Raw genomic sequence first — 23521 nt, 5'->3', positions numbered from 1 at the left:
AAACAGTCCTTTCCTGAAGGCGCTGTTGATTGAGCATTGCTGGTCTTCGGCATTACTGCCGCCATCCAGTAGCTACGTCATGTTGTTCTATGAGTCGACGCCGAATTTTGCTGTGGCCATGCTTATTACTGATGGTTTATTGGATGTACTTGGTTGCTTTGTTGTGCGCGTGATTCTTCGTGATGCATGAAGTTTGGTGGGCTTGAAATTATTTAACTTTCAATTTTTGTCTTATGCATAGGGTTGATCAGCCAAGTTCCTGTCATGTTACACGGTGAAACATAAGCTTTTCTCGCGTTGTGCTAGTGTCGCGTTTTCGTTGTTTCTCAGGGGGCGCTTGTTTCGTCTGCGCAGACTTTCTGCGCCCTGAGAAAAGCGATGCGTGCTAGCTCAATTTGATAAAAGCAAAAGGTTTTCGCAATGAACAGGATGTATAAGATTGTCTGGAGTGCTGCTCGCCAGGTATGGGTAGTGGTGGGGGAGTTAGCCAAAGGCAAAAGAAAAAGTGCCTCATCTCAATCAACCATCGCCCTTGCAGGACATGTTTCATCTCGTTGCGATGTCACGCCTTTTAAAAAGTGGAGCTGGCGCTATAGCGCTTTACATGCTGCCGTGATCTCGATGGTAGCCCTGGGGAGCGCGGTGTCGATGTCCGCCTATGCGCAGGATCCTGCTGCTGGCGGCCAGGGCGGTGGGCGTGACAATTTTGGTGGTGGCTCAGGCGGAGCGTCGAGCCTAACGGGCGCCGGTGGAGATGGCAGCCAAGGGGAGGTGGGCTTTACCACTACTGGCGGTGGCGGTGGCGGTGGCGCCGGGATCGATGCGGCTGGCGCCGGCGGTGCGGGCGCTGAAAGCGGTAGTGTGGACGATGGCGCTGGCGGGGCCGGCGGCGCCGGAGGGGCTTCGGATGGCGCCGACGGCGAAGATGGAGGTGACGGCGGCGACGACAACTCCCGGGCGGGTGGTGGTGGTGGCGGCGGTGCGGGTGCTACGGGCGGTGTGGGTATTCTCAATGATCTTCCATCGAACGTAACGGGCGGGGCGGGCGGAAACGGTGGAAACGGTGGCTCGTTGACCGCCAGCACAGGCCTTTCCAGCGGCGGCGGTGGTGGCGGCGGCGTGGGCGGCTACGGCTTTGTGTCCACGGACAGCGATCCAGCCACATTGTCCGGGTTCACTGTGCAGGGCGGTGATGGCGGCGCTGGCGGCAATGGCGGTCGCGGCGGCAGTAACTCGCAAGCCGGTCACGATGGTGGCGGCGGTGGCGGCGGCGGGCTTGGCCTCCTCATCCAGGGGGCAGGGGTGGAACTCGTCGTTGATTCCTCGGTAGCCGGAGGGGCCGGAGGCAATGGCGGTCGCGGGGGCGATGCGGCGGCCGGTTACCGCTTGGGCCGTGGCGGCGACGGCGGCAATGGTGGTGACGGCTTGATATTCACGCAGGATGCAGCAGCCCGCATCGAGGGCAGCGTCACTGGCGGCAGCGGCGGCAACGGCGGTGCCAGCGGTGATTCGGGTGGGACCCCGTCCTCAAGCGGCAGCGCGGGCGACGGCGGCACTGGCGGCTCTGGCGTGGTTCTCGAGGCCGGCGGCAGTGTTCAGATTTCCGGCACTGTCAGCGGCGGTGCCGGTGGTGATGGTGGCGAGAACATCAACAACACGAACGCTAGTGCGGGTGGCGCGGGCGGTGCCGGTTTGCTTGCGCTTAATGGCGGAACCATCGAAGTCACCGCTACTGGCAGTGTCACCGGTGGCGATGGTGGCGACGGCGGCACCTCCTTGGGTGATGATGGCATCGGTGGCGCCGGCGGCGTTGGCATCCAGGGTTCTAACCTGACGGTTACTGTTGCTGGCAGCGTTTGGGGCGGCGTCGGCGCCGATGGAACCGAGGCCAACGCCATCGAATTCACCGGTGGCACCAACCAACTGATCGTGCTCGCCGGCTCCCGGGGCGGCGCGGTTGTCGCGAACGGGGAACACGATACGTTGACGATCGGTGTGACTGGCGAGTTTGACGTCTCGCGATTCGACAGCGTCAGCGGCAACTTCAGGGGCTTTGAGGCCTTTGAGAAGATCGGTGCCGGTACCATGGCGCTCGTCGGTTCGACCGCGGAGACGACGCCATGGACGGTATTGGCGGGGACGCTTTCGATCGATAGCGGCAGTGCGCTGGGTACATCGGACAGTCTGCTGACCCTCAATGGAGGGGCGCTTGCCGTTACCGCTGATACCACGGTGGAGAATAATGTGGTGATCGGTGCTGACAACGGCACGATTTCCGTCGCCAATGGTGTGGCGGCCACGGCAAGTGGGGCGCTTTCCGGAACTGGCGCCTTCACCAAGGACGGCGCTGGCACGCTCACTCTCAGCGGAGCCAACAGCTACACCGGCGGCACGACCGTTTCGGCGGGCACATTGATCGGTGACACGACAACTCTGCAGGGCGACATTGTGAACAATGCCGCGCTGACGTTCGATCAGGGTATGAATGGCACTTATGCTGGGGCCCTCTCGGGTGTGGGCGTGTTGACCAAGGATGGCGATGGTGAACTGGTCCTGAGCGGAAACAGCTCTACCTATGCAGGAACAACCATTCTCAGTGGCGGTCTGCTGAGCGTGAACAATGCGCTCGGCGGCACCGTGAACGTGACGGGCGGCAGGCTCGGTGGTTCGGGCTCGCTGGGCGCTCTCAACGTCGCTTCTGGCGGTACGGTGGCGGCGGGTAACTCCATCGGCACGCTGAATGTGAACAGCGACTTCAGCCTGGGTGCGGGCTCGACGTTGGAGGTGGAGCTGAATGACGGTGGCAATGTCGCCGGTGTCAACAATGACCTGGTGAATGTGACAGGTACCGCCACCATCGAGGATGGTGCCATCGTTCACGTGATGCCGGTCGCTGGCAGCGGCTCCAACTACGCCGCCGGTACTACCTACACCATCCTTGAGGCCGGAACCCTCGACGTTCAAGGCACACAGAGGTTGAACATCGACTTCGACTACGCCTACCTGAGCTTTGTGCTGGGGCAGGTTGGTAATGCCCTCACCCTGACCAGTAGCCTGGATAACGCCCTCGGGCAGACCTTTGCCCTGGCTGGCATGAGCCGCAACCAGCGCTCGACGGCGACGGGAGTCTTTACCCAGGGAGCGGGTAAGGCGGTCTTCGATCAGGTGCTCAACATGAGCGAGCGTCAAGCGTTTGCCGCGATGGATGCCCTGTCGGGCGAAGTGCACGCCAGTGCTCGAACCGTTCTGCTCGACAGTGCCAGCCAGGTACGCAGCGCCGTGCGGCAGCGCACGCGCAGCACCGAGCGCAGCGAAGGGCAGGGCGTATGGTTCGAGCTGCTCGGTGGTCGCATGAATCTGGATGGCAACGGCAATGCGGCAGCGCTGGACAGCGACGAGCAAGGGCTGTTGCTCGGCATCGATAAGCGTCTGAGCAATGGCTGGCGCATCGGCCTGTTCGGCGGTGCCAGCTACAGCGATTTCGACGTCAATGACCGTACCTCCAGCGGCGAAAGCGACAACTACCACCTTGGGGTCTACGCCGGTCAGAACTGGGATCAGCTCAGCCTGAATCTGGGCTTGGGGTACACCCGATCCCAACTGGAGACCAAGCGAGGCGAGGTGCTCGGTCAGACGCTGCGCGACGACTACGACACCGACAGCCTGCAGGTGTTTGCCGAGCTGGGCTACCTTATCGAACGTGAAGGCTACTGGCTGCAACCCTTCGCCAATATCGCCTGGGTCAACCTGCGCAACGAGGCGAGCGAGGAGCGCGGTGGCAGCGCTGCACTGCGCATCAAGGCCCACGACACCGCTACCGGCTCCAGCACCCTGGGGCTGCGCAGCGGAACGGATATCAGCCTGGGTGGCACCACCGCCAACCTGTACGGCTCGCTGGGCTGGAAGCATGGGTTTGCTGACCTTGAGCCGGACAGTCGCCATGCCTTTGTCGAGGGGGGCAGCAGCTTTACCATTCATGGCGCTCCCTTGGCCCGCAATGCGGCGGAGGTGGCAGTTGGTGCGGCGCTCCAGGTCACGCCTGACTCGACACTGAGCGTGAGTTATCAGGGGGAGTTCGCCAGCAACGCCAGGGATCAGGGCGTGCGGCTGAACTGGGGGATGCGTTTCTGATGGTTCACTTGGAAAGAGGCTGACAGGCAACACTTCAACTCTGTATCGATGTGCTTTTCAGGTGGCCAACTGAGGCGGGGCAAAGGCCCCGCCTCAGCGTTTACGGCCGGCCTGATCTGGAACTGGGCGATTCAGGCTTTCAGGCACTTGCGGACGGTTCCTGTGGCCGGTTGTTAGATGTGTCTGGTAAGTTTCCATGCCAAGCACGCGTGGTCAGTGTTACGACTGGGTTTAGCGTCTTGTTCCGTAACGATGCAGGCGCCGCTCTGGCCTCATCGTGCATGCACGTATCGCCCGTGTGCTGTTCGGCGCCGGTGAGCCGAGTGCGGGGATGGCTGTCAGCCAGGGATGCTTCTTCGATCAGGGCTTTCTCAATCATCGCGTGCGGGTTGAAGGCAGCTTGCTGGACGAGGAGAGTGGGGCGCTGCTGAAAGCATTTTTCAAGGCTCGGCGCGACTGAGCGTCGTAACTGGGAATGAGCATGAACAAACGGATGTTGAGTCTGCTGGCGGTTCTAGCTGCGCCAGCGTTCGCGGAGCAGTCAGAGGTGTATCTGGTCGCCAGTGTGCAACTGGGCGGTTCCAATCTGGCGCAGAGCATTTTTCTGCACGAGCCGCAGATCACCACGCTTGAAGAGTGCCAGGAGGCTGTGCGGGTCGGTCAGCGTGATCGCGACTGGCAGCGCTATCACCACATCTTCATGCGTGATCGCTTTCAGGGCTTTACCGGGCATCTGGACTATCGCTGCGTGTTCACCACTCAGCGCTTCAGCGCCTGGAACGACCGCGCGCGTTACAACCATCCCTATCTGATCAGCATCGACGAGCAGGCCAATCTGCAGGTCGAACGCATGCCAAGTCAGGCGCAGTGCGCCACGCGTCTTAAAGGTCTGTCACAGGCGCGGCAGGCGATCAGCCGCTGTGCGGTGGGAAATCAGAGTTTGCTCTGACCGCTTAGAGCGGCGGGGTTTCTTCTTCGGGCTTGCGTTTGTCGATGCCTGGCACATGGAGGCCGCTCTCGGCAACTTGCGTACCTTCCAGTTGCGGCTGGGTCACCCAGGTGAGGATGTCGTAGTAGCGGCGGATGTTACGTACGAAGTGCACCGGCTCACCACCACGGGCGTAGCCGTAGCGGGTCTTGCTGTACCACTGCTTCTGCGCCAGGCGCGGCAGGATCTTCTGCACATCGGCCCACTTGTTCGGGTCCAGGCCTTCGGCTTCGGTCAGCTTGCGTGCATCTTCCAGGTGACCGCCGCCAACGTTATAGGCGGCCAGTGCGAACCAAGTGCGATCCGGCTCGACGATGCCTTCCGGCAGTTGCTGGTGCACCTGAATGAAATAACGGGCACCGCCGTCGATGCTCTGTTTGGGGTCGAGGCGGTTGGACACGCCGACCGACTGGGCAGTGCGCTGAGTGAGCATCATCAGGCCGCGTACGCCGGTCTTGGACGTGGCATTGGGCTGCCACAGCGACTCCTGGTAGCCCATGGCCGCCAGCAGGCGCCAGTCGATCTGATGGCTGTGGGCGGCCTGGCGGAACATCTTCTCGTAACGCGGCAAGCGTTTCTGCAGGTGCTGGGCGAAGGTGTAGGCACCGACATAGCCGAGCACGTCGACGTGACCGTAGTAACGTTCCTTCAGGCGCTGCAGGGTGCCGTTGGCTTCGGAACGCTTGAGGAAGGCATCGATCTCCAGCAACAGACTGTCATCGTCGCCGGCCGCCACTGCCCAGCGCATGGTGTTGGTGTCGCCGAGGTCGAAGGCAACGCGCACGTTGGGGAAGTACACCTGGTTCATCGCCAGTTCGTTGGAGTCCACCAGGGTCAGATCGATCTGGCCCTCATCGACCATACGCAGCAGGTCAACCACCTCCACTGCGTCGGATACCTCGAACTCCAGCTCCGGCTGTTCCAGCTTGAGGGCCGCCAGCTGTTCGGCGTGACTGCTGCCGGCCAGCACCAGAATGCGTTTGCCGACCAGGTCTTCGGGTTTGGTCGGGCGACTCTCGCCCTGGCGATAGATGACCTGCGGCGTGACTTCCAGATAAGGGATGGAGAAGCGTGCCTGACGCTGGCGCTGCGGTGTGTCCACCAGGCCGGCGGCAGCCATGACCGGTCCGTTGGCGCGGTCCAGGCTGGCGAACAGGCTGTCGAGGTTGTCGGCGGTTTCGATCTTCAGTTCGAGGCCGAGGTCGGTGGCGAAGCGCTTGGCCAGCTCATATTCGAAACCGGTGGCGCCGTTGCGATCCTGGAAGTAGGTAGCGGGGCTGTTACGAGTGACCACGCGCAGCTCACCCTCCGCCTTTGCCTGCTCAAGTACGCTGGGCTTGGGTTCTTCGCCGCAGCCAGCAAGCATCAGGAGGGTTCCAATCGCCAACAGCCCTTTGGCGCAACGCATGCGTATCGCAGGTCGTGCAAACATCGGCGCAGTATACGCAAAGCGCAGGCGGCGCCATATATCGACAGCGCTTCGCTTCTCTGCTAGTGCGCGTTCGTCCTTTAAGCGCCTGGCTACAGGTGCCGCAGGCCAACGCTTTAGGGTAGAATGCCCGGCCTCCAGCACACCCCTTCCCAGAGGCTGTTCCGACGATGTTGATTCTGCGCGGCGCTCCCGCCCTTTCCGCTTTCCGCCATGGCAAATTGCTTGAGCAACTGACCAGCAAGGTGCCGGCCGTGACCGGGCTGTACGCCGAGTTCGCGCATTTCGCCGACGTCACCGGCGTGCTCAACGCCGATGAGGAACAAGTGCTGGCCCGGCTGCTCAAGTACGGCCCGAGCGTGCCGGTGCAGGAGCCCAGCGGCAAACTGTTCCTGACCATTCCGCGTTTCGGCACCATTTCGCCCTGGTCGAGCAAGGCCAGCGATATCGCCCGTAACTGCGGCCTGGCCAAGGTCCAGCGTCTGGAGCGTGGTATCGCCTATTACGTCAGCGGCGAGCTGAGCGAGGCCGACAGTGCTGGTGTCGCCGCGCTGTTGCACGACCGCATGACCCAGCTGGTGCTGGGTGCGCTGGAAGACGCCAGCGCGCTGTTCAGTCATGCCCAGCCCAAGCCGCTGACCGCCGTGGACGTACTCGGCGGTGGCCGCGCCGCGCTGGAGCAGGCCAACCAGGATCTGGGCCTGGCCCTGGCTGAGGACGAAATCGACTACCTGGTGAAGAGCTTCAATGACCTGGGGCGCAACCCGCACGACATCGAACTGATGATGTTCGCCCAGGCCAACTCCGAGCATTGCCGCCACAAGATCTTCAATGCCAGCTGGGACATCGACGGCGAGAGCCAGGACAAGTCGCTGTTCGGCATGATCAAGAACACCTACCAGATGCACAACGAAGGCGTGCTGTCCGCCTACAAGGACAACGCCTCGGTCATCGTCGGCCACACCGCCGGGCGTTTCTTCCCCAATCCTGAGACCCGCCAGTACGGTGCGGTGCAGGAGCCGGTGCACATTCTGATGAAGGTGGAAACGCACAACCACCCGACCGCCATCGCCCCGTTCCCCGGCGCCTCCACCGGCTCCGGCGGTGAGATTCGCGACGAAGGCGCGACCGGTCGTGGCGCCAAGCCCAAGGCCGGCCTGACCGGTTTCTCGGTCTCCAACCTGAACATCCCCGATTTCCTCCAGCCCTGGGAAAAGCCCTACGGCAAGCCCGAGCGCATCGTCAGCGCGCTGGACATCATGATCGAAGGCCCGCTGGGCGGCGCCGCGTTCAACAACGAGTTCGGTCGCCCGGCGCTCAACGGCTACTTCCGCACCTTCGAACAGGCTGTCAGCAGCCCGCGCGGTGAGGAAGTACGTGGCTACCACAAGCCGATCATGCTCGCTGGCGGTCTGGGCAACATCCGCGAGAACCACGTACAGAAGGGCGAGATTTCCGTCGGCGCCAAGCTGATCGTGCTCGGCGGCCCGGCCATGCTCATCGGCCTCGGCGGCGGTGCCGCTTCGTCGATGGCTACCGGTGCCAGCTCGGCGGACCTGGACTTCGCCTCGGTGCAGCGCGAGAACCCGGAAATGGAACGCCGCTGCCAGGAGGTCATCGACCGCTGCTGGCAACTGGGCGAGGCCAACCCGATCAAGTTCATCCACGACGTTGGCGCTGGTGGTATCTCCAACGCTCTGCCGGAGCTGATCAACGACGGTGGTCGTGGCGGCCGCTTCGAGCTGCGCAACGTGCCTAACGACGAGCCGGGCATGGCCCCGCACGAAATCTGGTGCAATGAGTCGCAAGAGCGTTACGTGCTGAGCGTGGACGCTGCCGACTTCGAGCGTTTCCAGGCTATCTGCGAGCGCGAGCGCTGCCCGTTCGCCGTGGTCGGCGAGGCCACCGCCGAGCCGCACCTGACCGTGACCGACAGCCACTTCAGCAACACCCCGGTGGACATGCCGCTGGAAGTGCTGCTGGGCAAGCCGCCGCGCATGCACCGCAGCGTCAGCCGCGAAGCCGAGCAGGGCGATGACTTCAGCGCTGCCAGCGTGAATATCGAAGAAGCGCTGGGTCGCGTGCTGCATCACCCGGCCGTGGCCAGCAAGAGCTTTTTGATCACCATCGGCGACCGCACCATTACCGGTCTGGTGGCGCGTGATCAGATGGTCGGCCCGTGGCAGGTACCGGTGGCCGATTGCGCCGTGACCGCCACCAGCTTCGACGTCTACACCGGTGAAGCCATGGCCATGGGCGAGCGCACGCCGCTGGCGCTGCTCGACGCGCCGGCCTCCGGGCGTATGGCGGTAGGTGAGACCGTTACCAACCTGGCGGCGGCACGCATCGAGAAAATGTCCGACATCAAACTGTCGGCCAACTGGATGGCCGCTGCCGGCCACCCAGGCGAAGACGCCCGCCTGTACGACACCGTCAAGGCTGTCGGTATGGAACTGTGCCCGGCACTGGGCATCACCATTCCGGTGGGCAAGGACTCCATGTCCATGAAAACCCGCTGGCAGGACGAGGGCGTCGATAAGAGCGTGACCTCGCCGCTGTCGCTGGTGATCACCGGTTTCGCTCCAGTGCAGGACATCCGCCAGACCCTGACTCCGCAACTGCGCATGGACAAGGGTGAGACCGATCTGATTCTGATCGACCTCGGTCGCGGTCAGAACCGCATGGGCGCCTCGATCCTGGCCCAGGTCTATTCGCAGATCGGCCAGCAGGTGCCGGACCTCGACGACGCCGAAGACCTCAAGGCCTTCTTCGCCGTGATCCAGGGCCTCAACGCCGACGGTCACCTGCTGGCGTACCACGACCGCTCCGACGGCGGTCTGCTGACCACCGTGCTGGAAATGGCCTTCGCCGGTCATTGCGGTCTGTCGCTGAATCTCGACGCGCTGGCTGACGACAGCTCCGAGCTGCCGGCCGTGCTGTTCAACGAAGAGCTGGGGGCGGTGATCCAGGTGCGCCAGGACGCCACGCCAGAAGTGCTGGCGCAGTTCAGCGCTGCCGGTCTGGACGACTGCGTGGCCGTGATCGGTCAGGCCGTGAACAACAGCGACGTCAGCATCAGCTTCAATGGCGAGCCGGTATTCGCCGGTGATCGTCGCCTGCTGCAGCGTCAGTGGGCCGAGACCAGCTATCGCATCCAGCGTCTGCGTGACAACGCCCAGGGCGCTGATCAGGAGTTCGACCTGCTGCTGGAAGAAGACAACCCCGGCCTGTCGGTCAAGCTTGGCTTTGACGTCAACCAGGACATTGCTGCGCCCTACATCAAGAAGGGTGTGCGTCCGCAAGTGGCGATCCTGCGCGAGCAGGGCGTCAACGGTCAGGTGGAAATGGCCGCCGCGTTCGACCGAGCCGGCTTCTCCGCCATCGACGTGCACATGAGCGATATCCTCGCCGGCCGCGTCAGCCTGGAAGAATTCAAGGGCCTGGTGGCCTGCGGCGGTTTCTCCTACGGCGACGTACTCGGCGCTGGTGAGGGCTGGGCCAAGTCGGTGCTGTTCAATGCGCGTGCTCGCGATGCTTTCCAGGGCTTCTTCGAGCGTCGCGACAGTTTCACCCTTGGTGTGTGCAACGGCTGCCAGATGATGAGCAACCTGCACGAGCTGATCCCGGGTACCGAGTTCTGGCCGCACTTCGTGCGCAACCGCTCCGAGCAGTTCGAAGCGCGCGTGGCCATGGTGCAGATTCAGGAGTCGGCGTCGATCTTCCTGCAGGGCATGGCTGGTTCGCGCATGCCGATCGCCATCGCCCATGGTGAAGGCCACGCCGAGTTCGAAAGCGAGGAGGCGCTGCTGGAGGCCGATCTGTCCGGCACCGTGGCCCTGCGCTTCGTCGACAACCACGGCAAGGTCACCGAGACCTACCCGGCCAACCCCAACGGTTCGCCGCGTGGCATCACCGGCCTGACCAGTCGCGACGGCCGTGTGACCATCATGATGCCGCACCCGGAGCGGGTGTTCCGTGCCGTGCAGAACTCCTGGCGCCCTGACGAGTGGCAGGAAGACGGCGGCTGGATGCGCATGTTCCGCAACGCCCGCGTCTGGGTGGACTAAAAGCGGCTGCGCAGCGGCCTTCTGCTGACCCTCTCCCGCTCGCGGGAGAGGGGAGCAGGGCCCGGTAGCCCGGATGCAATCCGGGAAGCCGTTGCTAAACCCTCTGCTCGGATTCCATCCGAACTACACAGGCCCAGCCATGGCCGATGATTCTCTGCCCATCCTTCCCGAAGTCCGCCTGGTCAAAGCCGGCGAAACTCATCATCTATGCCGCTGTGGGCACTCGCCCGAGATGCCTGACTGCCCACCCGACTGCGCCCAATCCCTGATCCTGCAACCCGAGCGCGAGCAGCGTCTGTTGTTGTGTCGCTGTAGCCGATCCGCAAGCCTGCCCTACTGCGATGGTAGCCACAGCCCTCCGGCCAGCGGTCTGGCCGACAGATGGCGGCGCTTTTTCGGCGCTCGTTGAGAACGCCATACCCGCCGCCTGAGTCGAAAGCAGCGAATCGTTTTAATGCTGCGTGTGGATTTGTGCGGGCGATCTCAAGACAACTCCATGGCGAAATGACATCATATTGGCGTCATGGCTTGTCTGTTGTTCGGTTGCCCATCTGCGGAGAACTTGATGTACAAACTGTGTTTCTACGTGCCGGAAACCCATCTGGAACCGGTAAAAAAGGCGGTGTTCGCAGCCGGCGGCGGGCGCATTGGTCTTTACGACAGCTGCTGCTGGCAGGTGCTGGGCCAAGGTCAGTTCCGCGCCCTGGATGGCAGCCAGCCGTTCATCGGTCAGGTCGGCAGCGTCGAGCAGGTTGCCGAGTGGAAAGTGGAAATGGTCGTTGCCGACGAGCTGATCCACGACGCCGTCAAGGCGTTGAAGAAAACCCATCCCTACGAAACGCCGGCCTTCGACGTCTGGCGCTTGTCCGACCTGCAGTTTTGAGTCGATATGAAAAAGGCGCCGATGGCGCCTTTTTCAATGCAGGGTTCAGGGCCTGATTTCGATCAGCGTGCCGTCCTTGACCAGGCTCCAGACCTCGCGCATGTCGTCGTTCTTCATGGCGATGCAGCCTTCTGTCCAGTCGAGGGTGTGGAAGAACCACTCCGGGTATTCCTCATCCAGCGGCGTGCCGTGGATCATGATCATGCTACCCGGCAGCACCCCGGCGTCATTGGCCTTGGCCAGGTCGCGAGCGTTGGGGTAGGAAATGTGCAGCGACAATTGGTACTTGTCGCTCGGCTTGCGCCAGTCGATCCAGTAGAAGCCTTCCGGCGTGCGCAGGTCGCCTTCGCGTTGCTTGGCGCCATTGGGCTGTTTGCCCAGGGAAATACGGTACGACTTGATGGTCTCGCCGCGCTGCTGCAGGTGCAGTTTGCGCTCGGATTTGAGTACCAGCACCTTGTCCACGGTGCGGCTGCTGGTCGCTGGCGTGGTGCTGGCCAGGACGTTGAAGCTGAGGGTCAGGCAAAGCAGGGGCAACAACCAGCGCATCGGGAACGTCCGCAAGGGTCAACGGGGTGTGTAGTGGGCACGCAGCGCTTCGAGTGGCTCATTGCGTACCGGAAAGAGATTCTGCCGACGGTCGGCGAAGAAGCATTCTAAGGTACGGCCTATGGTCGGGAAAGCCAGCTCTGACCAAGGGATTTCGCTCTCTGCAAACAATCGCACCTCCAGGCTTTCCTCGCCGACGGCAAAATCCAGGTCGACCAGTTCGGCGCGAAACAGCATGTACACCTGGCTGATGTGCGGCAGATCGAAGAGGGTATAGAGGCTCAGGTCGCGTACGCGGGCGCAGGCTTCTTCGAGGGTCTCACGGGCGGCGGCCTGTTCGGTGGTCTCGCCGTTTTCCATGAAGCCGGCCGGTAACGTCCAGTAGCCGCGGCGCGGCTCGATGGCGCGGCGGCACAGCAGCACCTGGTCGCCCCACACAGGCAGGCAGCCGGCAACGATACGCGGGTTTTCGTAATGCACGGTGGCGCAGTGGCCGCAGACATGGCGCATGCGGTTGTCGCCCGCGGGGATCATGCGGGTGACCGGGTTGCCGCACTGGCTGCAGAATTTCATGCCCGCTCCTCTTTGTCTGGCGCTATCTTGGCCGGCTGAGAGGTGGCCGGCAAGCCCGCTGTTGCGGCCGGCCTGTCCTGTCGCCGGGGTTGGGCGGCCGCGTGCTTTCATGCCATGATGCCTGGCAAAACAAGACTCCGAGTATGCCCATGCTGGACGAGTTGCTCCATCGTGTGCGCGGTTACAGTCCGCGCCCTCTGGAGACCGAGCGCAGCTTCCCCGAGGCGGCGGTGCTGGTCCCGATTACCCGCAGTGACGAACCTGAGCTGGTGCTGACCCTGCGCGCCAGTGGTTTGTCGACCCACAGTGGCGAGGTCGCCTTTCCCGGTGGCCGGCGCGACCCGGAAGACCGCGATCTGGTGGACACCGCGCTGCGTGAGGCCGAGGAGGAGATCGGCTTGCCGCCGGGGCTGGTTGAGATCGTTGGACCGCTCAGCGGCCTGGTGTCGCGCCACGGCATTCAGGTCACGCCCTACGTCGGCCTGGTGCCGGATTACGTCGAGTACAAGGCCAACGACGCCGAGATCGCCTCGGTATTCTCGGTGCCGCTGGAGTTCTTCCGCAGCGACCCGCGCGAAGTCACCCACCGTATCGACTACCTCGGGCAGAGCTGGTACGTGCCGTCCTACACCTATGGCGAATACCGCATCTGGGGCTTGACCGCGATCATGGTGGTGGAGTTGGTCAACCTGATCTTCGACGATGCGCAGATCGCTCTGCACCAGCCCCCCGAACACTTCATACACCTGCGCTGATAGCGCCGAGGACTGACGAGCATGAAATACCGTCTGGGAAGCTCCCGTGTCGACGCCCACCCCGAGAGCTGGGTCGCACCAAGCGCCGACCTGATCGGCAAGGTTCGCCTGGAAGCCGGTGCCAGTGTCTGGTTCGGCGCCGTGTTGCGCGGCGACAACGAACTGATCCATATCGGCGAGAACAGCAACGTGCAGGACGGCAGCGTCATGCACACCGACATGGGCTTTCCGCTGACGCTGGGCAAGGGCGTCACCGTCGGCCATAACGTGATGATGCATGGCTGCAGCGTGGATGATTACAGCCTGATCGGCATCAACTCGGTGATCCTCAACGGCGCGAAGATCGGCAAGTACTGCATCATCGGCGCCAACAGCCTGATTCCCGAAGGCAAGGTGATTCCCGACGGCAGCCTGGTCATGGGCAGCCCGGGCAAGGTGGTGCGCGAGCTCACCGAGCCGCAGAAGAAGATGCTGGAGGCCAGCGCTGCGCATTACGTTCATAATGCGCAGCGCTATTCCCGTGAGCTGGTGCCTGATGACGACGAGTGATGTAGAAAAACCGGTGCGCTCACCCTGTGTGCATGTGTGCGCGCTGGATGAGCAGGATATCTGCATCGGCTGTCAGCGTACCGCCGCCGAAATCACCCGCTGGGGCCGCATGGAAAATGCCGAGCGCCGCGAGGTACTGCAACGCTGCCTGGAGCGCGCCCGCGCTTCCGGTCTTTTACTGACTCCGTCCTGATTCACTGTTCGAGGAACACTCATGCCCCGTATTGGAACCCCTCTGTCGTCTTCTGCGACCCGTGTACTGCTGTGTGGCTGCGGCGAACTCGGCAAGGAAGTTGTGATCGAGCTGCAGCGCCTGGGCTGTGAAGTCATCGGTGTCGATCGTTATGCCAATGCGCCGGCCATGCAGGTGGCGCACCGCAGCCACGTCATCGACATGCTCGATGGTGCAGCCCTGCGTGCAGTGATCGAAAAGGAACAGCCGCACTACATCGTGCCCGAGATCGAGGCGATCGCCACTGCCACGCTGGTCGAGCTGGAAACCGAAGGCTTCAACGTGGTGCCGACCGCGCGTGCCGCACAGCTGACCATGAACCGCGAAGGAATTCGTCGTCTGGCGGCCGAGGAGCTGGGCCTGCCGACCTCGCCGTATCACTTCTCCGACACCTTCGAGGACTACACCGCCGCTGTGAAATCCGTCGGCTACCCCTGCGTGGTCAAGCCGATCATGAGCTCTTCCGGCAAAGGCCAGAGCGTCTTGAAAAGCGACGCCGACCTGCAGCGCGCCTGGGACTATGCCCAGGAAGGTGGCCGTGCCGGCAAGGGGCGGGTGATCGTCGAGGGTTTCATCGACTTCGACTACGAAATCACCCTGCTTACCGTGCGTCATGTCGGTGGCACCAGCTTCTGCGCGCCGATTGGCCATCGCCAGGAGAACGGTGACTATCAGGAATCCTGGCAGCCGCAACCGATGAGCCCGAAGGCGCTGGCCGAATCCGAGCGCGTGGCGCTGGCGGTGACCGAGGCGCTCGGTGGTCGTGGCCTGTTCGGTGTCGAACTGTTCGTCAAGGGCGATCAGGTGTGGTTCAGCGAAGTTTCGCCGCGCCCGCACGACACCGGCCTGGTGACGCTGATTTCCCAGGAATTGTCCGAGTTTGCTCTGCATGCCCGCGCCATTCTCGGTCTGCCGATTCCGGCAATCCGCCAGATGGGCCCGTCGGCGTCGGCAGTTATTCTGGTGGAGGGCAATTCGCAGCAGGCCAGTTTCGCCAACCTTGGCGCTGCGCTGAGCGAGGAAGACACGGCGCTGCGCCTGTTTGGCAAGCCTGAAGTCAAAGGCCAGCGCCGCATGGGCGTGGCGCTGGCGCGTGACGAATCCATCGAGGCTGCACGTGCCAAGGCACTGCGCAGCGCGCAAGCGGTTCGCGTCCAGCTGTGAGTCGGCATGCGCTGTGGTGGCTGGCGACTGTGCCACTGCTGCCATTGGCGCTGCCTCTAGCCCTGAACACCCGGCGCACGGCCTTGCGCCTGCCGGTTGCGCAGGGCGAACCGAGCGGCGTCGCCGCTGCGCATTTGCCGGGTGAGCCGTTACGCCTGCTGTTGATCGGTGAGTCGACCGTGGCAGGCGTTGGGGTCACCCGCTTCGATCAATCCCTGGCAAGTTGCCTGGCCGCCGCCCTGGCTGAGCGTCTGGGGCGGCCAGTGCGCTGGCGCGCCTGTGGCGAAAATGGCATCACCGCGCCTGAGGCCCATGAACGCCTGTTGCCGCAGGCATTGGCGGAGCCCGCGGACCTGGCGCTGCTGGTGTTCGGCGTCAATGACACCACCCACCTCACACCGAGCAAGCGTTGGCTGCAGTCACTAGCCGGGATGGCCGCTGCGCTGGGCGAGAAGGGCTGTCACGTGGCATTCAGCGGCGTACCGCCGTTGCAGCATTTCAGCGCCTTGCCCTGGTTGCTGCGGCAGTTGATGGGCTGGCGGGCTCGCTTGTTGGATGCTGAGCTGCAGGGCCTGGCGCAACGCCTTGGCGCATTGCATTGCCGGCTGGACCTGCCGTTCGAGGCGCATTACCTGGCTGAGGATGGCTATCACCCGTCGGCACTGGGCTACCGGCGCTGGGCCGATGGCCTGGCCGAGCGTCTCACTCCGTCGCTGCAGCGTCCGGCTTGACCTTTTTTACCTGCCACACGCGGACGCTCTTCACTCGGTTGTCCGCCGCCTGCAGGATCTCCAGGCGATAGGGGCCGATCTTCAGGCAGACGCTGCTGTCAGGGATGGTCTCCAGGGCTTCGGTGATCAGGCCATTGAGGGTCTTGGGACCATCGCTGGGCAGATGCCAGCCGAGGGTCTTGTTCACTTCGCGAATGTAGGCGGCGCCGTCGATGACCAGCGTGCCGTCTTCTTGCGGATGAATGTCGGGGCTGCGCAGGCTGTCCTGGTTGCTGAAGTCGCCGACGATCTCTTCGAGGATATCTTCCAGGGTGACGATGCCGATCACCTCGCCATACTCGTCGACGACGATGCCGATGCGCCGCTTCTGCTTCTGGAAGTTGATCAGCTGGGTCGCCAGCGGCGTGTTTTCCGGGATGAAATAAGGCTCGTTGCAGGCTGCCAGCAAGCTGTCCTTGGTCAGCTGGTTGTGGCTGAGCAGACGGGCTATCTGGCGCATGTGTACCACGCCTTCAACCTGGTTGATGTCGCCACGAAACACCGGCAGGCGCGTATGCGAGGTGCTGCGCAACTGGCCGATGATGACTTCCAGGTCGTCGTCGAGATCGATGCCGGTCACTTCGTTGCGCGGAATCATGATGTCATCCACCGTGACCCGTTCCAGATCGAGGATGCCCAGCAGCATGCTCTGGCGATTCATCGGCAACTCCGAGCCGGACTCACGCACCACGCTGCGCAGCTCCTCGGTAGACAGACTGTCGCTGGCGCGCTGTGACGGATCGACGCCGAACAGACGCAGCAGGCCACTGCTGATCACGCTGGTCAGCCAAACCACCGGGTAGAGCACGCGCAGCAGCAGGCTGAGCACGCGACTGGCAGGGAAAGCCACCAGTTCCGGGCGCAGGGCGGCCAGAGTCTTGGGCGTGATCTCGCCGAAGATCAGCACGATGATGGTCAGGCCTGCGGTGGCGATGGCGATACCGGCCTCACCCCACATGTCCACCGCCAGCACCGTGGCGATGGAGGCGGCGAGGATGTTGACCACGTTGTTGCCGACCAGAATGGTGCCGAGCAGGCGATCCGGACGGTCAAGCAGGCGGGTGACGCGCTTGGCGCCGCTGTGTCCTTCTTTGGCCAGGTGCTTGAGCCGATAGCGATTGAGGCTGAGCATGCCGGTCTCGGAGCTGGAGAAGAACGCCGAGCAGAGGATGAGGAAAATCAGCAGGCCGAGCAGGTAGCTCGAATGTATGTCGTCCACGACGTCTGCCTCAGATGTGCAGGATGAATTCGCGTACCAGCTTGCTGCCGAAGTAGGCCAGCATCAGCAGGCAGAACCCGGCGAGGGTCCAGCGAATGGCCTTGTGGCCGCGCCAGCCAAGCTGGTGGCGACCCCACAGCAGAACGGCGAAAACCACCCAGGCGAAGCAGGAAAGAATGGTCTTGTGCGCCAGGTGCTGGGCGAACAGATCATCGATGTACAGCGCGCCGGACAGCAGCGATAGCGACAGCAGTAGCCAGCCCGCGAAGAGAAAGCCGAACAGCAGGCTCTCCATGGTTTGCAGGGGTGGAAAGTTACGGATCAGCCCGGACGGGTGCTTGTGCTTGAGCTGATGGTCCTGCAACAGCAGCAGGATCGACTGGAACACGGCGATGGTGAGCATGCCGTAAGCCATGATCGAGAACAGGATGTGGGCGAGGATGCCGGGGTGCTCGTCGATCGGATTGATGGTGCCGCTGGGCATGAATTCGGCCGCCAGCACGGTCAGCGTGCCGAGCGGGAACAGCAATAGCAGCAGGTTTTCCACCGGAATGCGCAAGCAGGCCAGCAGAATCAGGCCGATGACCGCCCAGGCGATCAGGCTGGCTGCGTTGAAGAAGTCCAGGTTGAGGCCGTGTACGTCATACAGCTGGTAGAACAGGCTGATGCCGTGCAGGCACAAGGCGAGCACGCCTAGCGACGCCAGCAGGCGTTTGTCGGGGATGCTGCGCTGCGTCAGACGCAGGCCTTGGTAAGCGGCGGCGCCGGCATAGAGGAGGGCGGCGGCGAGACTGGGCAACAGAGGGTGCATAAATCCGTGTAAGGCGAGCCCGAAAGGCGCTGAGTGTGGCACAGATGGGCGTCGGCACGAAAGACTGCCGGCGGTGTCGGCAGCTCGGCGACTTCGCTATAATCCGCCGCCTGTCGCACACCCGGCGCGCCGGGTCGCACCTATCAAAGGAACGCGCATGTTCGAAAATCTTACCGATCGCCTGTCCCAGACGCTGCGTAACGTCACGGGCAAGGCCAAGCTGACCGAAGACAACATCAAGGATACGCTGCGCGAAGTGCGCATGGCCCTGCTCGAGGCCGACGTGGCTCTGCCGGTGGTCAAGGACTTCGTCGGCAAGGTCAAGGATCGCGCCGTTGGTACTGAAGTCTCCAAGAGCCTGACCCCGGGACAGGCTTTCGTGAAGATCGTCCGCGCCGAGCTGGAAGAGCTGATGGGCGCGGCCAACGAAGATCTGGCACTCAACGCAGCCCCGCCTGCCGTGGTGCTGATGGCAGGTCTGCAGGGGGCGGGTAAGACCACCACCGCCGGCAAGCTGGCCAAGTTCCTCAAAGAGCGCAAGAAGAAGTCTGTGCTGCTGGTGTCGGCCGACGTCTACCGTCCGGCGGCAATCAAGCAGTTGGAAACCCTGGCGGGCGACCTCGGGGTGACTTTCTTCCCCTCCGATGCCAGCCAGAAGCCGGTGGATATCGCCAACGCAGCGATCCGCGAAGCCAAGCTGAAGTTTATCGACGTGGTCATCCTCGATACCGCCGGTCGTCTGGCCGTGGATAGCGAAATGATGGCCGAGATCCAGGCGCTGCATGCGGCGGTCAAACCGGTCGAAACGCTGTTCGTGGTCGATGCCATGACCGGCCAGGACGCCGCCAACACGGCTAAGGCCTTTGGCGAGGCGCTGCCGCTGACCGGTGTGGTGCTGACCAAGGTCGACGGTGACGCCCGTGGTGGCGCTGCCTTGTCCGTGCGTCATATCACCGGCAAGCCGATCAAGTTCATCGGTATGGGCGAGAAGAGCGACGCACTCGAGCCCTTCCATCCGGATCGTATCGCCTCGCGCATCCTCGGCATGGGTGATGTGCTCAGCCTGATCGAACAGGCCGAGCAGACCCTTGATCGCGAGAAAGCCGAGAAACTCTCCAAGAAGCTGAAGAAGGGCAAGGGCTTCGATCTCGAAGACTTCCGTGACCAGCTGCTGCAGATGAAGAACATGGGCGGCCTCGGCGGCCTGATGGACAAGCTGCCGTCCATTGGTGGCGTTAATCTGTCGCAGATGGGCAATGCTCAAGGTGCGGCGGAAAAGCAGTTCAAGCAGATGGAAGCGATCATCAACTCGATGACGCCTGCTGAGCGCCGCGACCCGGACATCATCAGTGGCTCGCGCAAGCGCCGTATCGCTCTGGGCTCCGGTACCCAGGTGCAGGACATCGGCCGCTTGATCAAGCAGCATAAGCAAATGCAGAAGATGATGAAGAAATTCACCGCCAAGGGCGGTATGGCCAAGATGATGCGCGGCATGGGTGGCATGCTTCCGGGTGGCGGCGGAATGCCAAAATTCTGAGGCCTGTAAGCCGGTCGATGGCCGTCCGGAAAAAGAGATTTGCAAACCGCCGCATAATCCTTAAAATATGCGGCCTTTCGGGCCTAGGCCCATTTTTAATGTGTGCCTCAAGTTAGCACCGACTATAGGAACGATGTTCACATGGTAACCATCCGTCTTGCTCGTGGCGGCTCCAAAAAGCGCCCCTTCTATCACCTGACCGTGACCAACAGCCGCAATGCGCGCGATGGTCGTTTCGTTGAGCGTATCGGTTTCTTCAACCCGATCGCTGCCGGTGGCGAAGTGCGTCTTTCCGTCGACCAAGAGCGTGCGACCTACTGGCTGGGCCAGGGCGCTCAGCCGTCTGAGCGTGTTGCTCAGCTGCTCAAGGAAGCTGCCAAGGCTGCTGCCTAAGCATCTTTATGAGTACGACGCCGGCCGTCGCCGAGGATTTGATCGTTCTCGGCAAGATTGTTTCGGTGCACGGCGTCAAGGGTGAAGTGAAGGTGTACTCCTTTACCGATCCCATCGATAACGTGCTCGATTACCGCAACTGGACGCTCAAGCGTGACGGTGAGGTAAAGAAAGTGGAACTGGTCAGCGGCCGCCTTCAGGGCAAGGTGCTGGTAGCCAAGTTGAAAGGTCTGGATGATCGCGAAGTTGCGCGTACCTACGCCGGTTTCGAGATCTGCGTGCCGCGCAGCGAGCTGCCAGAGCTGGAAGATGGTGAGTTCTACTGGTACCAGTTACAGGGCTTGAAGGTCATTGATCAGGCAGAGCAACTGCTCGGCGTGGTCGACCACTTGTTCGAGACCGGTGCCAACGATGTGATGGTGGTCAAGCCCTGCGCGGGCAGTCTGGATGATCGCGAGCGTCTGTTGCCCTACACGGGGCAGTGCGTGCTTTCGATTGACCTGGCAGCTGGCGAGATGCGGGTCGACTGGGATGCGGATTTCTAAGGCTCATGCGCGTAGAAGTCATCACCCTGTTCCCGGAAATGTTTGCCGCCATCGGCGAGTACGGCATCACCAGTCGAGCGGTCAAGCAGGAGCTGCTAAAGCTCAATTGCTGGAACCCGCGAGACTACACGACTGATCGTCACCATACGGTGGATGACCGCCCTTTCGGCGGTGGTCCGGGAATGGTGATGAAAATCAAGCCTCTCGAGGATGCCTTGGCCAGTGCCAAGCAAGCCGCGGGAGAGACGGCGAAGGTGATCTACCTATCGCCGCAGGGCCGTAGCCTGAATCAGGCGGCGGTCCGCGAGCTGGCGCAGGAGGATGCACTGATCCTGATCGCCGGTCGTTATGAAGGCATCGACGAGCGTTTCATTGAGGCGCATGTCGATGAGGAATGGTCGATTGGCGACTACGTCCTGTCCGGCGGTGAGCTGCCGGCCATGGTGCTGATCGACGCGGTGACGCGCCTTTTGCCTGGTGCATTGGGTCATGCCGATTCGGCCGAGGAGGACTCCTTTACGGATGGCCTGCTCGACTGCCCGCACTACACCCGCCCGGAGGTGTATGCGGATAAACGTGTTCCCGAAGTGTTGCTTAGTGGCAACCACGAACACATCCGGCGCTGGCGTTTGCAGCAGTCCCTTGGTCGGACCTGGGAACGTCGCGCTGATCTTCTGGATAGCCGCTCGCTTTCTGGAGAAGAGAAGAAGCTGCTGGAGGAATACATCCGCCAGCGGGACGATAGTTAACGTATCGATGATGGGCCGGGAGGCTTGTCTTAGGAGCGCAGCATGACCAACAAGATTATCCAGATGCTCGAAGCTGAGCAGATGAACAAAGAAATCCCGACTTTCGCCCCGGGCGACACCGTAGTCGTACAAGTGAAAGTAAAGGAAGGCGACCGTCAGCGTCTGCAGGCCTTCGAAGGCGTCGTTATCGCCAAGCGTAACCGCGGCCTGAACAGCGCCTTCACCGTGCGCAAGATCTCCAGCGGTGTTGGTGTTGAGCGTACCTTCCAGACCTACAGCCCGCTGGTTGACAGCCTGGCAGTTAAGCGTCGCGGTGACGTGCGCAAAGCCAAGCTGTACTACCTCCGCGATCTGTCCGGTAAAGCCGCACGCATCAAGGAAAAGCTGTCCTAAGTTCGGACGCTTCTCTGACAAAAGCAGCCTAAGGGCTGCTTTTGTCGTTTCTGGCTTGCAGTAATCATGAGTGGCAGTGAGATGACCCCGAGAGAGCAAGAGATCCAGCGACGCATCGCGCTGTCGGAAACCCGCGTGACCAAGGCGGTGTTTCCGCCGACCACCAATCATCACAACACCCTCTTCGGCGGCACCGCGCTGGCCTGGATGGACGAAGTGTCGTTCATCGCTGCTACGCGGTTCTGCCGTCTGCCGTTGGTCACCGTTTCCAGCGATCGCATCGATTTCAAACACGCGATACCGGCCGGCTCCATCGTCGAGTTGGTTGGGCGGGTGATCAAGGTGGGCAATACCAGCCTCAAGGTGGAAGTCGAGGTGTTCGTCGAGGGGCTGTATCAGGAAGGGCGCGAGCGGGCGATCAGCGGCAGTTTCAGCTTCGTCGCCGTCGATGATCAGCAGAAGCCGGTGCCGGTACTGCCGGGATTCTCTAGCTAGCCTTTTGCCGGCCTTGGGCGAGGGCCGCTGATCGTCAGCCTGGTCTGCTGGTGCGTCGGGTGTTGGCTGTGGAACACTTGCCTGCCCTGTAATTGAAGGTCAATCGATGCCTGCGCTGACTCACCCTCTGATCGAGCGCTTTCTCGAAGCGTTATGGTTGGAAAAAGGGCTTTCCGCCCATACTCAGGCCGCCTATCGCAGTGATCTGGAGCACTTCAATGGCTGGCTCGATGGGCGTGGCCTGGCGCTGCAGCATATCGGTCGCGACGCCATTCTCGATCACCTGGCCTGGCGTCTCGAGCAGGGCTATCAGGCGCGCTCCACGGCGCGCTTTCTCTCCGGTGTGCGCGGCTTCTACCGTTTTTTGCTGCGTGAAACGCTGATCAGTGAAGACCCGACGCTGCAGATCGAGTTGCCGCAGATCGGCCGGCCGCTGCCCAAGTCATTGTCCGAAGCGGATGTCGAGGCGCTGTTGCAGGCGCCGGACCTGGATGACCCCATCGGTCTTCGCGATCGCGCCATGCTCGAAGTGCTCTATGCCTGCGGTTTGCGTGTCAGTGAGCTGATTGGCCTGACGCGGGAGCAGGTCAATCTGCGCCAGGGGGTATTGCGGGTGTTCGGTAAGGGCAGCAAGGAGCGCCTGGTGCCGCTGGGTGAAGAGGCCATCGCCTGGATCGAGCGCTACATGCGCGAAGCACGCCCGCTGTTGTTGAGTGGTAAACCCAGCGATGTGCTGTTTCCCAGTCTGCGCGGCGAGCAGATGACCCGGCAGACCTTCTGGCACCGCATCAAGCACCAGGCGCAGGTTGCGGGTATCAGCAAGGCGTTGTCACCGCACACGCTGCGCCACGCTTTCGCCACGCATTTGCTCAATCACGGTGCTGACCTGCGTGTGGTGCAAATGCTGCTGGGGCATAGCGACCTGTCTACCACGCAGATCTATACCCATATCGCGCGTGCCCGCCTGCAGGAGTTGCATGCGCAGCATCATCCGCGCGGTTGAGTATTCATGAAAGAGACCCCGTCACCGTTGCCGGTGGCGGGGTTTGTTTTTTCAGTTGTCTCGCCTGGCGAGCAGGTCGTGATCATCAGCTCTGACTGGTGCAGGCGCTGGAGAGCTGTTCGTAGTCGAGCACTTCTACGTCACCCGCGCTGTTGCGGTAGGTCATCGTTGCCGTGACCACTTCGCACAGCGAGCTGTTAGGCACGTCGATGGAAATCACCTTGGCGATATCCAGGTTCTGGCCGTAGCGGTAGGGCGTGGCCTCGGCGCTGTGGGCGAGGGTGGT

At 62.3% G+C, this 23521-nt stretch carries 23 protein-coding genes and 1 pseudogene; 18 read left to right on the top strand and 6 right to left on the bottom strand.

The window, feature by feature from the left end; all coding sequences use genetic code 11:
• The first annotated feature begins 420 nt into the window (after positions 1 to 420).
• From CDO35_RS23125 to CDO35_RS21000, 3 genes and pseudogenes are all read left to right on the top strand, one after another.
• Positions 421 to 4131: an autotransporter domain-containing protein gene (locus CDO35_RS23125; protein ID WP_099526540.1), complete on the top strand. Its 3711-nt coding sequence runs from the start codon at positions 421 to 423 to the stop codon at positions 4129 to 4131.
• Positions 4132 to 4384: 253 nt separating this feature from the next.
• Positions 4385 to 4591, top strand: a pseudogene (locus CDO35_RS21005) (tRNA-specific adenosine deaminase); the annotation flags it as partial.
• 33 nt (positions 4592 to 4624) lie between these two features.
• On the top strand, positions 4625 to 5080 hold the full coding sequence (locus tag CDO35_RS21000; protein ID WP_099526539.1) for a hypothetical protein: 456 nt from the start codon (positions 4625 to 4627) through the stop codon (positions 5078 to 5080).
• Positions 5081 to 5084: 4 nt separating this feature from the next.
• On the opposite strand, the gene mltF is transcribed toward CDO35_RS21000, so the two are convergent.
• The gene (gene mltF / locus CDO35_RS20995; protein WP_099526538.1) at positions 5085 to 6551 is read right to left on the bottom strand and encodes a membrane-bound lytic murein transglycosylase MltF; all 1467 of its coding nucleotides are present in this window, start codon (positions 6549 to 6551) and stop codon (positions 5085 to 5087) included.
• A 167-nt stretch (positions 6552 to 6718) separates the two neighbouring features.
• Here mltF and purL point away from each other — a divergent pair, with 167 nt between their 5' ends.
• From purL to CDO35_RS20980, 3 genes are all read left to right on the top strand, one after another.
• Complete coding sequence (gene purL, locus CDO35_RS20990; protein ID WP_099526537.1) at positions 6719 to 10615, top strand: phosphoribosylformylglycinamidine synthase; 3897 nt, start codon at positions 6719 to 6721, stop codon at positions 10613 to 10615.
• Between the two features lie 73 nt (positions 10616 to 10688).
• Entirely contained in the window at positions 10689 to 11024 is a 336-nt protein-coding gene (locus CDO35_RS23355) for a CDGSH iron-sulfur domain-containing protein (RefSeq protein WP_099526536.1), read from the top strand.
• Positions 11025 to 11180: 156 nt separating this feature from the next.
• A complete protein-coding gene (locus CDO35_RS20980) occupies positions 11181 to 11498 on the top strand; it encodes a YqfO family protein (protein WP_099526535.1) in 318 nt (105 codons plus the stop codon).
• A gap of 45 nt (positions 11499 to 11543) precedes the next feature.
• Here the strand turns inward: CDO35_RS20980 and CDO35_RS20975 are convergent, their stop codons facing one another.
• Positions 11544 to 12047, bottom strand: a complete 504-nt coding sequence (locus CDO35_RS20975; protein ID WP_099526534.1) for a L,D-transpeptidase family protein — start codon at positions 12045 to 12047, stop codon at positions 11544 to 11546.
• A gap of 18 nt (positions 12048 to 12065) precedes the next feature.
• On the bottom strand, positions 12066 to 12620 hold the full coding sequence (locus CDO35_RS20970) for an NUDIX hydrolase (RefSeq protein ID WP_099526533.1): 555 nt from the start codon (positions 12618 to 12620) through the stop codon (positions 12066 to 12068).
• 149 nt (positions 12621 to 12769) lie between these two features.
• Here CDO35_RS20970 and CDO35_RS20965 point away from each other — a divergent pair, with 149 nt between their 5' ends.
• From CDO35_RS20965 to CDO35_RS20945, 5 genes are read left to right on the top strand one after another with little or no spacing between them, the layout of a single operon-like run.
• A complete protein-coding gene (locus CDO35_RS20965; RefSeq protein ID WP_099526532.1) occupies positions 12770 to 13375 on the top strand; it encodes a CoA pyrophosphatase in 606 nt (201 codons plus the stop codon).
• 21 nt (positions 13376 to 13396) lie between these two features.
• Complete coding sequence (locus tag CDO35_RS20960) at positions 13397 to 13924, top strand: gamma carbonic anhydrase family protein (protein WP_003462726.1); 528 nt, start codon at positions 13397 to 13399, stop codon at positions 13922 to 13924.
• On the top strand, positions 13911 to 14117 hold the full coding sequence (locus CDO35_RS20955; protein ID WP_099526531.1) for a DUF1289 domain-containing protein: 207 nt from the start codon (positions 13911 to 13913) through the stop codon (positions 14115 to 14117). Before CDO35_RS20960 ends, CDO35_RS20955 begins: the two co-directional genes overlap by 14 nt.
• A 21-nt stretch (positions 14118 to 14138) precedes the next feature.
• Positions 14139 to 15320, top strand: a complete 1182-nt coding sequence (gene purT / locus CDO35_RS20950; protein ID WP_099526530.1) for a formate-dependent phosphoribosylglycinamide formyltransferase — start codon at positions 14139 to 14141, stop codon at positions 15318 to 15320.
• Positions 15317 to 16051, top strand: a complete 735-nt coding sequence (locus tag CDO35_RS20945) for an SGNH/GDSL hydrolase family protein (RefSeq protein ID WP_099526529.1) — start codon at positions 15317 to 15319, stop codon at positions 16049 to 16051. Before purT ends, CDO35_RS20945 begins: the two co-directional genes overlap by 4 nt.
• On the opposite strand, the gene CDO35_RS20940 is transcribed toward CDO35_RS20945, so the two are convergent.
• The gene (locus CDO35_RS20940; protein ID WP_099526528.1) at positions 16023 to 17309 is read right to left on the bottom strand and encodes an HlyC/CorC family transporter; all 1287 of its coding nucleotides are present in this window, start codon (positions 17307 to 17309) and stop codon (positions 16023 to 16025) included. The two genes, CDO35_RS20945 and CDO35_RS20940, sit on opposite strands and share 29 nt — an antisense overlap.
• 10 nt (positions 17310 to 17319) lie before the next feature.
• Positions 17320 to 18120: a cytochrome C assembly family protein gene (locus tag CDO35_RS20935; RefSeq protein ID WP_061241176.1), complete on the bottom strand. Its 801-nt coding sequence runs from the start codon at positions 18118 to 18120 to the stop codon at positions 17320 to 17322.
• A gap of 157 nt (positions 18121 to 18277) precedes the next feature.
• Between CDO35_RS20935 and ffh the strand changes: the two genes are divergently transcribed.
• From ffh to xerD, 7 genes are all read left to right on the top strand, one after another.
• Positions 18278 to 19657: a signal recognition particle protein gene (gene ffh, locus CDO35_RS20930; RefSeq protein WP_099526527.1), complete on the top strand. Its 1380-nt coding sequence runs from the start codon at positions 18278 to 18280 to the stop codon at positions 19655 to 19657.
• A 141-nt stretch (positions 19658 to 19798) separates the two neighbouring features.
• Positions 19799 to 20050: a 30S ribosomal protein S16 gene (gene rpsP, locus CDO35_RS20925; protein ID WP_003246162.1), complete on the top strand. Its 252-nt coding sequence runs from the start codon at positions 19799 to 19801 to the stop codon at positions 20048 to 20050.
• Positions 20051 to 20058: 8 nt separating this feature from the next.
• Positions 20059 to 20595 carry a ribosome maturation factor RimM gene (rimM, locus tag CDO35_RS20920; protein WP_099526526.1) on the top strand — a complete coding sequence of 179 codons (537 nt, stop codon included), beginning with the start codon at positions 20059 to 20061 and terminating at the stop codon, positions 20593 to 20595.
• Between the two features lie 5 nt (positions 20596 to 20600).
• A complete protein-coding gene (trmD, locus tag CDO35_RS20915) occupies positions 20601 to 21344 on the top strand; it encodes a tRNA (guanosine(37)-N1)-methyltransferase TrmD (protein ID WP_092377102.1) in 744 nt (247 codons plus the stop codon).
• 42 nt (positions 21345 to 21386) lie between these two features.
• Positions 21387 to 21737 (top strand): 50S ribosomal protein L19, encoded by a 351-nt coding sequence (rplS, locus tag CDO35_RS20910; protein WP_045734872.1) that lies wholly within the window; start codon positions 21387 to 21389, stop codon positions 21735 to 21737.
• A gap of 81 nt (positions 21738 to 21818) precedes the next feature.
• Entirely contained in the window at positions 21819 to 22232 is a 414-nt protein-coding gene (locus CDO35_RS20905; protein ID WP_092377099.1) for an acyl-CoA thioesterase, read from the top strand.
• A 106-nt stretch (positions 22233 to 22338) separates the two neighbouring features.
• Complete coding sequence (gene xerD / locus CDO35_RS20900; protein ID WP_099526525.1) at positions 22339 to 23235, top strand: site-specific tyrosine recombinase XerD; 897 nt, start codon at positions 22339 to 22341, stop codon at positions 23233 to 23235.
• 85 nt (positions 23236 to 23320) lie between these two features.
• Here xerD and CDO35_RS20895 read toward each other — a convergent pair.
• The coding region (locus tag CDO35_RS20895; RefSeq protein ID WP_099526524.1) for a DUF2790 domain-containing protein at positions 23321 to 23521 on the bottom strand (201 nt) is incomplete at its 5' end.

It is taken from the genome of Pseudomonas sediminis (genome assembly GCF_002741105.1).
Classification (GTDB): domain Bacteria; phylum Pseudomonadota; class Gammaproteobacteria; order Pseudomonadales; family Pseudomonadaceae; genus Aquipseudomonas; species Aquipseudomonas sediminis.
The sequence above is the reverse complement of the archived record's forward strand: the minus strand, read 5'-3'. Positions and strand labels throughout refer to the sequence as shown.

Bases quoted from the DNA above. Each gene is read 5' to 3' on its own strand.
- CDO35_RS23125 (WP_099526540.1), top strand. From the start codon at position 421: ATGAACAGGATGTATAAGATTGTCTGGAGTGCTGCTCGCCAGGTATGG.
- CDO35_RS21000 (WP_099526539.1), top strand. From the start codon at position 4,625: ATGTTGAGTCTGCTGGCGGTTCTAGCTGCGCCAGCGTTCGCGGAGCAG.
- mltF (WP_099526538.1), bottom strand. From the start codon at position 6,551: ATGTTTGCACGACCTGCGATACGCATGCGTTGCGCCAAAGGGCTGTTG.
- purL (WP_099526537.1), top strand. From the start codon at position 6,719: ATGTTGATTCTGCGCGGCGCTCCCGCCCTTTCCGCTTTCCGCCATGGC.
- CDO35_RS23355 (WP_099526536.1), top strand. From the start codon at position 10,689: ATGCAATCCGGGAAGCCGTTGCTAAACCCTCTGCTCGGATTCCATCCG.
- CDO35_RS20980 (WP_099526535.1), top strand. From the start codon at position 11,181: ATGTACAAACTGTGTTTCTACGTGCCGGAAACCCATCTGGAACCGGTA.
- CDO35_RS20975 (WP_099526534.1), bottom strand. From the start codon at position 12,047: ATGCGCTGGTTGTTGCCCCTGCTTTGCCTGACCCTCAGCTTCAACGTC.
- CDO35_RS20970 (WP_099526533.1), bottom strand. From the start codon at position 12,620: ATGAAATTCTGCAGCCAGTGCGGCAACCCGGTCACCCGCATGATCCCC.
- CDO35_RS20965 (WP_099526532.1), top strand. From the start codon at position 12,770: ATGCTGGACGAGTTGCTCCATCGTGTGCGCGGTTACAGTCCGCGCCCT.
- CDO35_RS20960 (WP_003462726.1), top strand. From the start codon at position 13,397: ATGAAATACCGTCTGGGAAGCTCCCGTGTCGACGCCCACCCCGAGAGC.
- CDO35_RS20955 (WP_099526531.1), top strand. From the start codon at position 13,911: ATGACGACGAGTGATGTAGAAAAACCGGTGCGCTCACCCTGTGTGCAT.
- purT (WP_099526530.1), top strand. From the start codon at position 14,139: ATGCCCCGTATTGGAACCCCTCTGTCGTCTTCTGCGACCCGTGTACTG.
- CDO35_RS20935 (WP_061241176.1), bottom strand. From the start codon at position 18,120: ATGCACCCTCTGTTGCCCAGTCTCGCCGCCGCCCTCCTCTATGCCGGC.
- ffh (WP_099526527.1), top strand. From the start codon at position 18,278: ATGTTCGAAAATCTTACCGATCGCCTGTCCCAGACGCTGCGTAACGTC.
- rpsP (WP_003246162.1), top strand. From the start codon at position 19,799: ATGGTAACCATCCGTCTTGCTCGTGGCGGCTCCAAAAAGCGCCCCTTC.
- rimM (WP_099526526.1), top strand. From the start codon at position 20,059: ATGAGTACGACGCCGGCCGTCGCCGAGGATTTGATCGTTCTCGGCAAG.
- trmD (WP_092377102.1), top strand. From the start codon at position 20,601: ATGCGCGTAGAAGTCATCACCCTGTTCCCGGAAATGTTTGCCGCCATC.
- rplS (WP_045734872.1), top strand. From the start codon at position 21,387: ATGACCAACAAGATTATCCAGATGCTCGAAGCTGAGCAGATGAACAAA.
- CDO35_RS20905 (WP_092377099.1), top strand. From the start codon at position 21,819: ATGACCCCGAGAGAGCAAGAGATCCAGCGACGCATCGCGCTGTCGGAA.
- xerD (WP_099526525.1), top strand. From the start codon at position 22,339: ATGCCTGCGCTGACTCACCCTCTGATCGAGCGCTTTCTCGAAGCGTTA.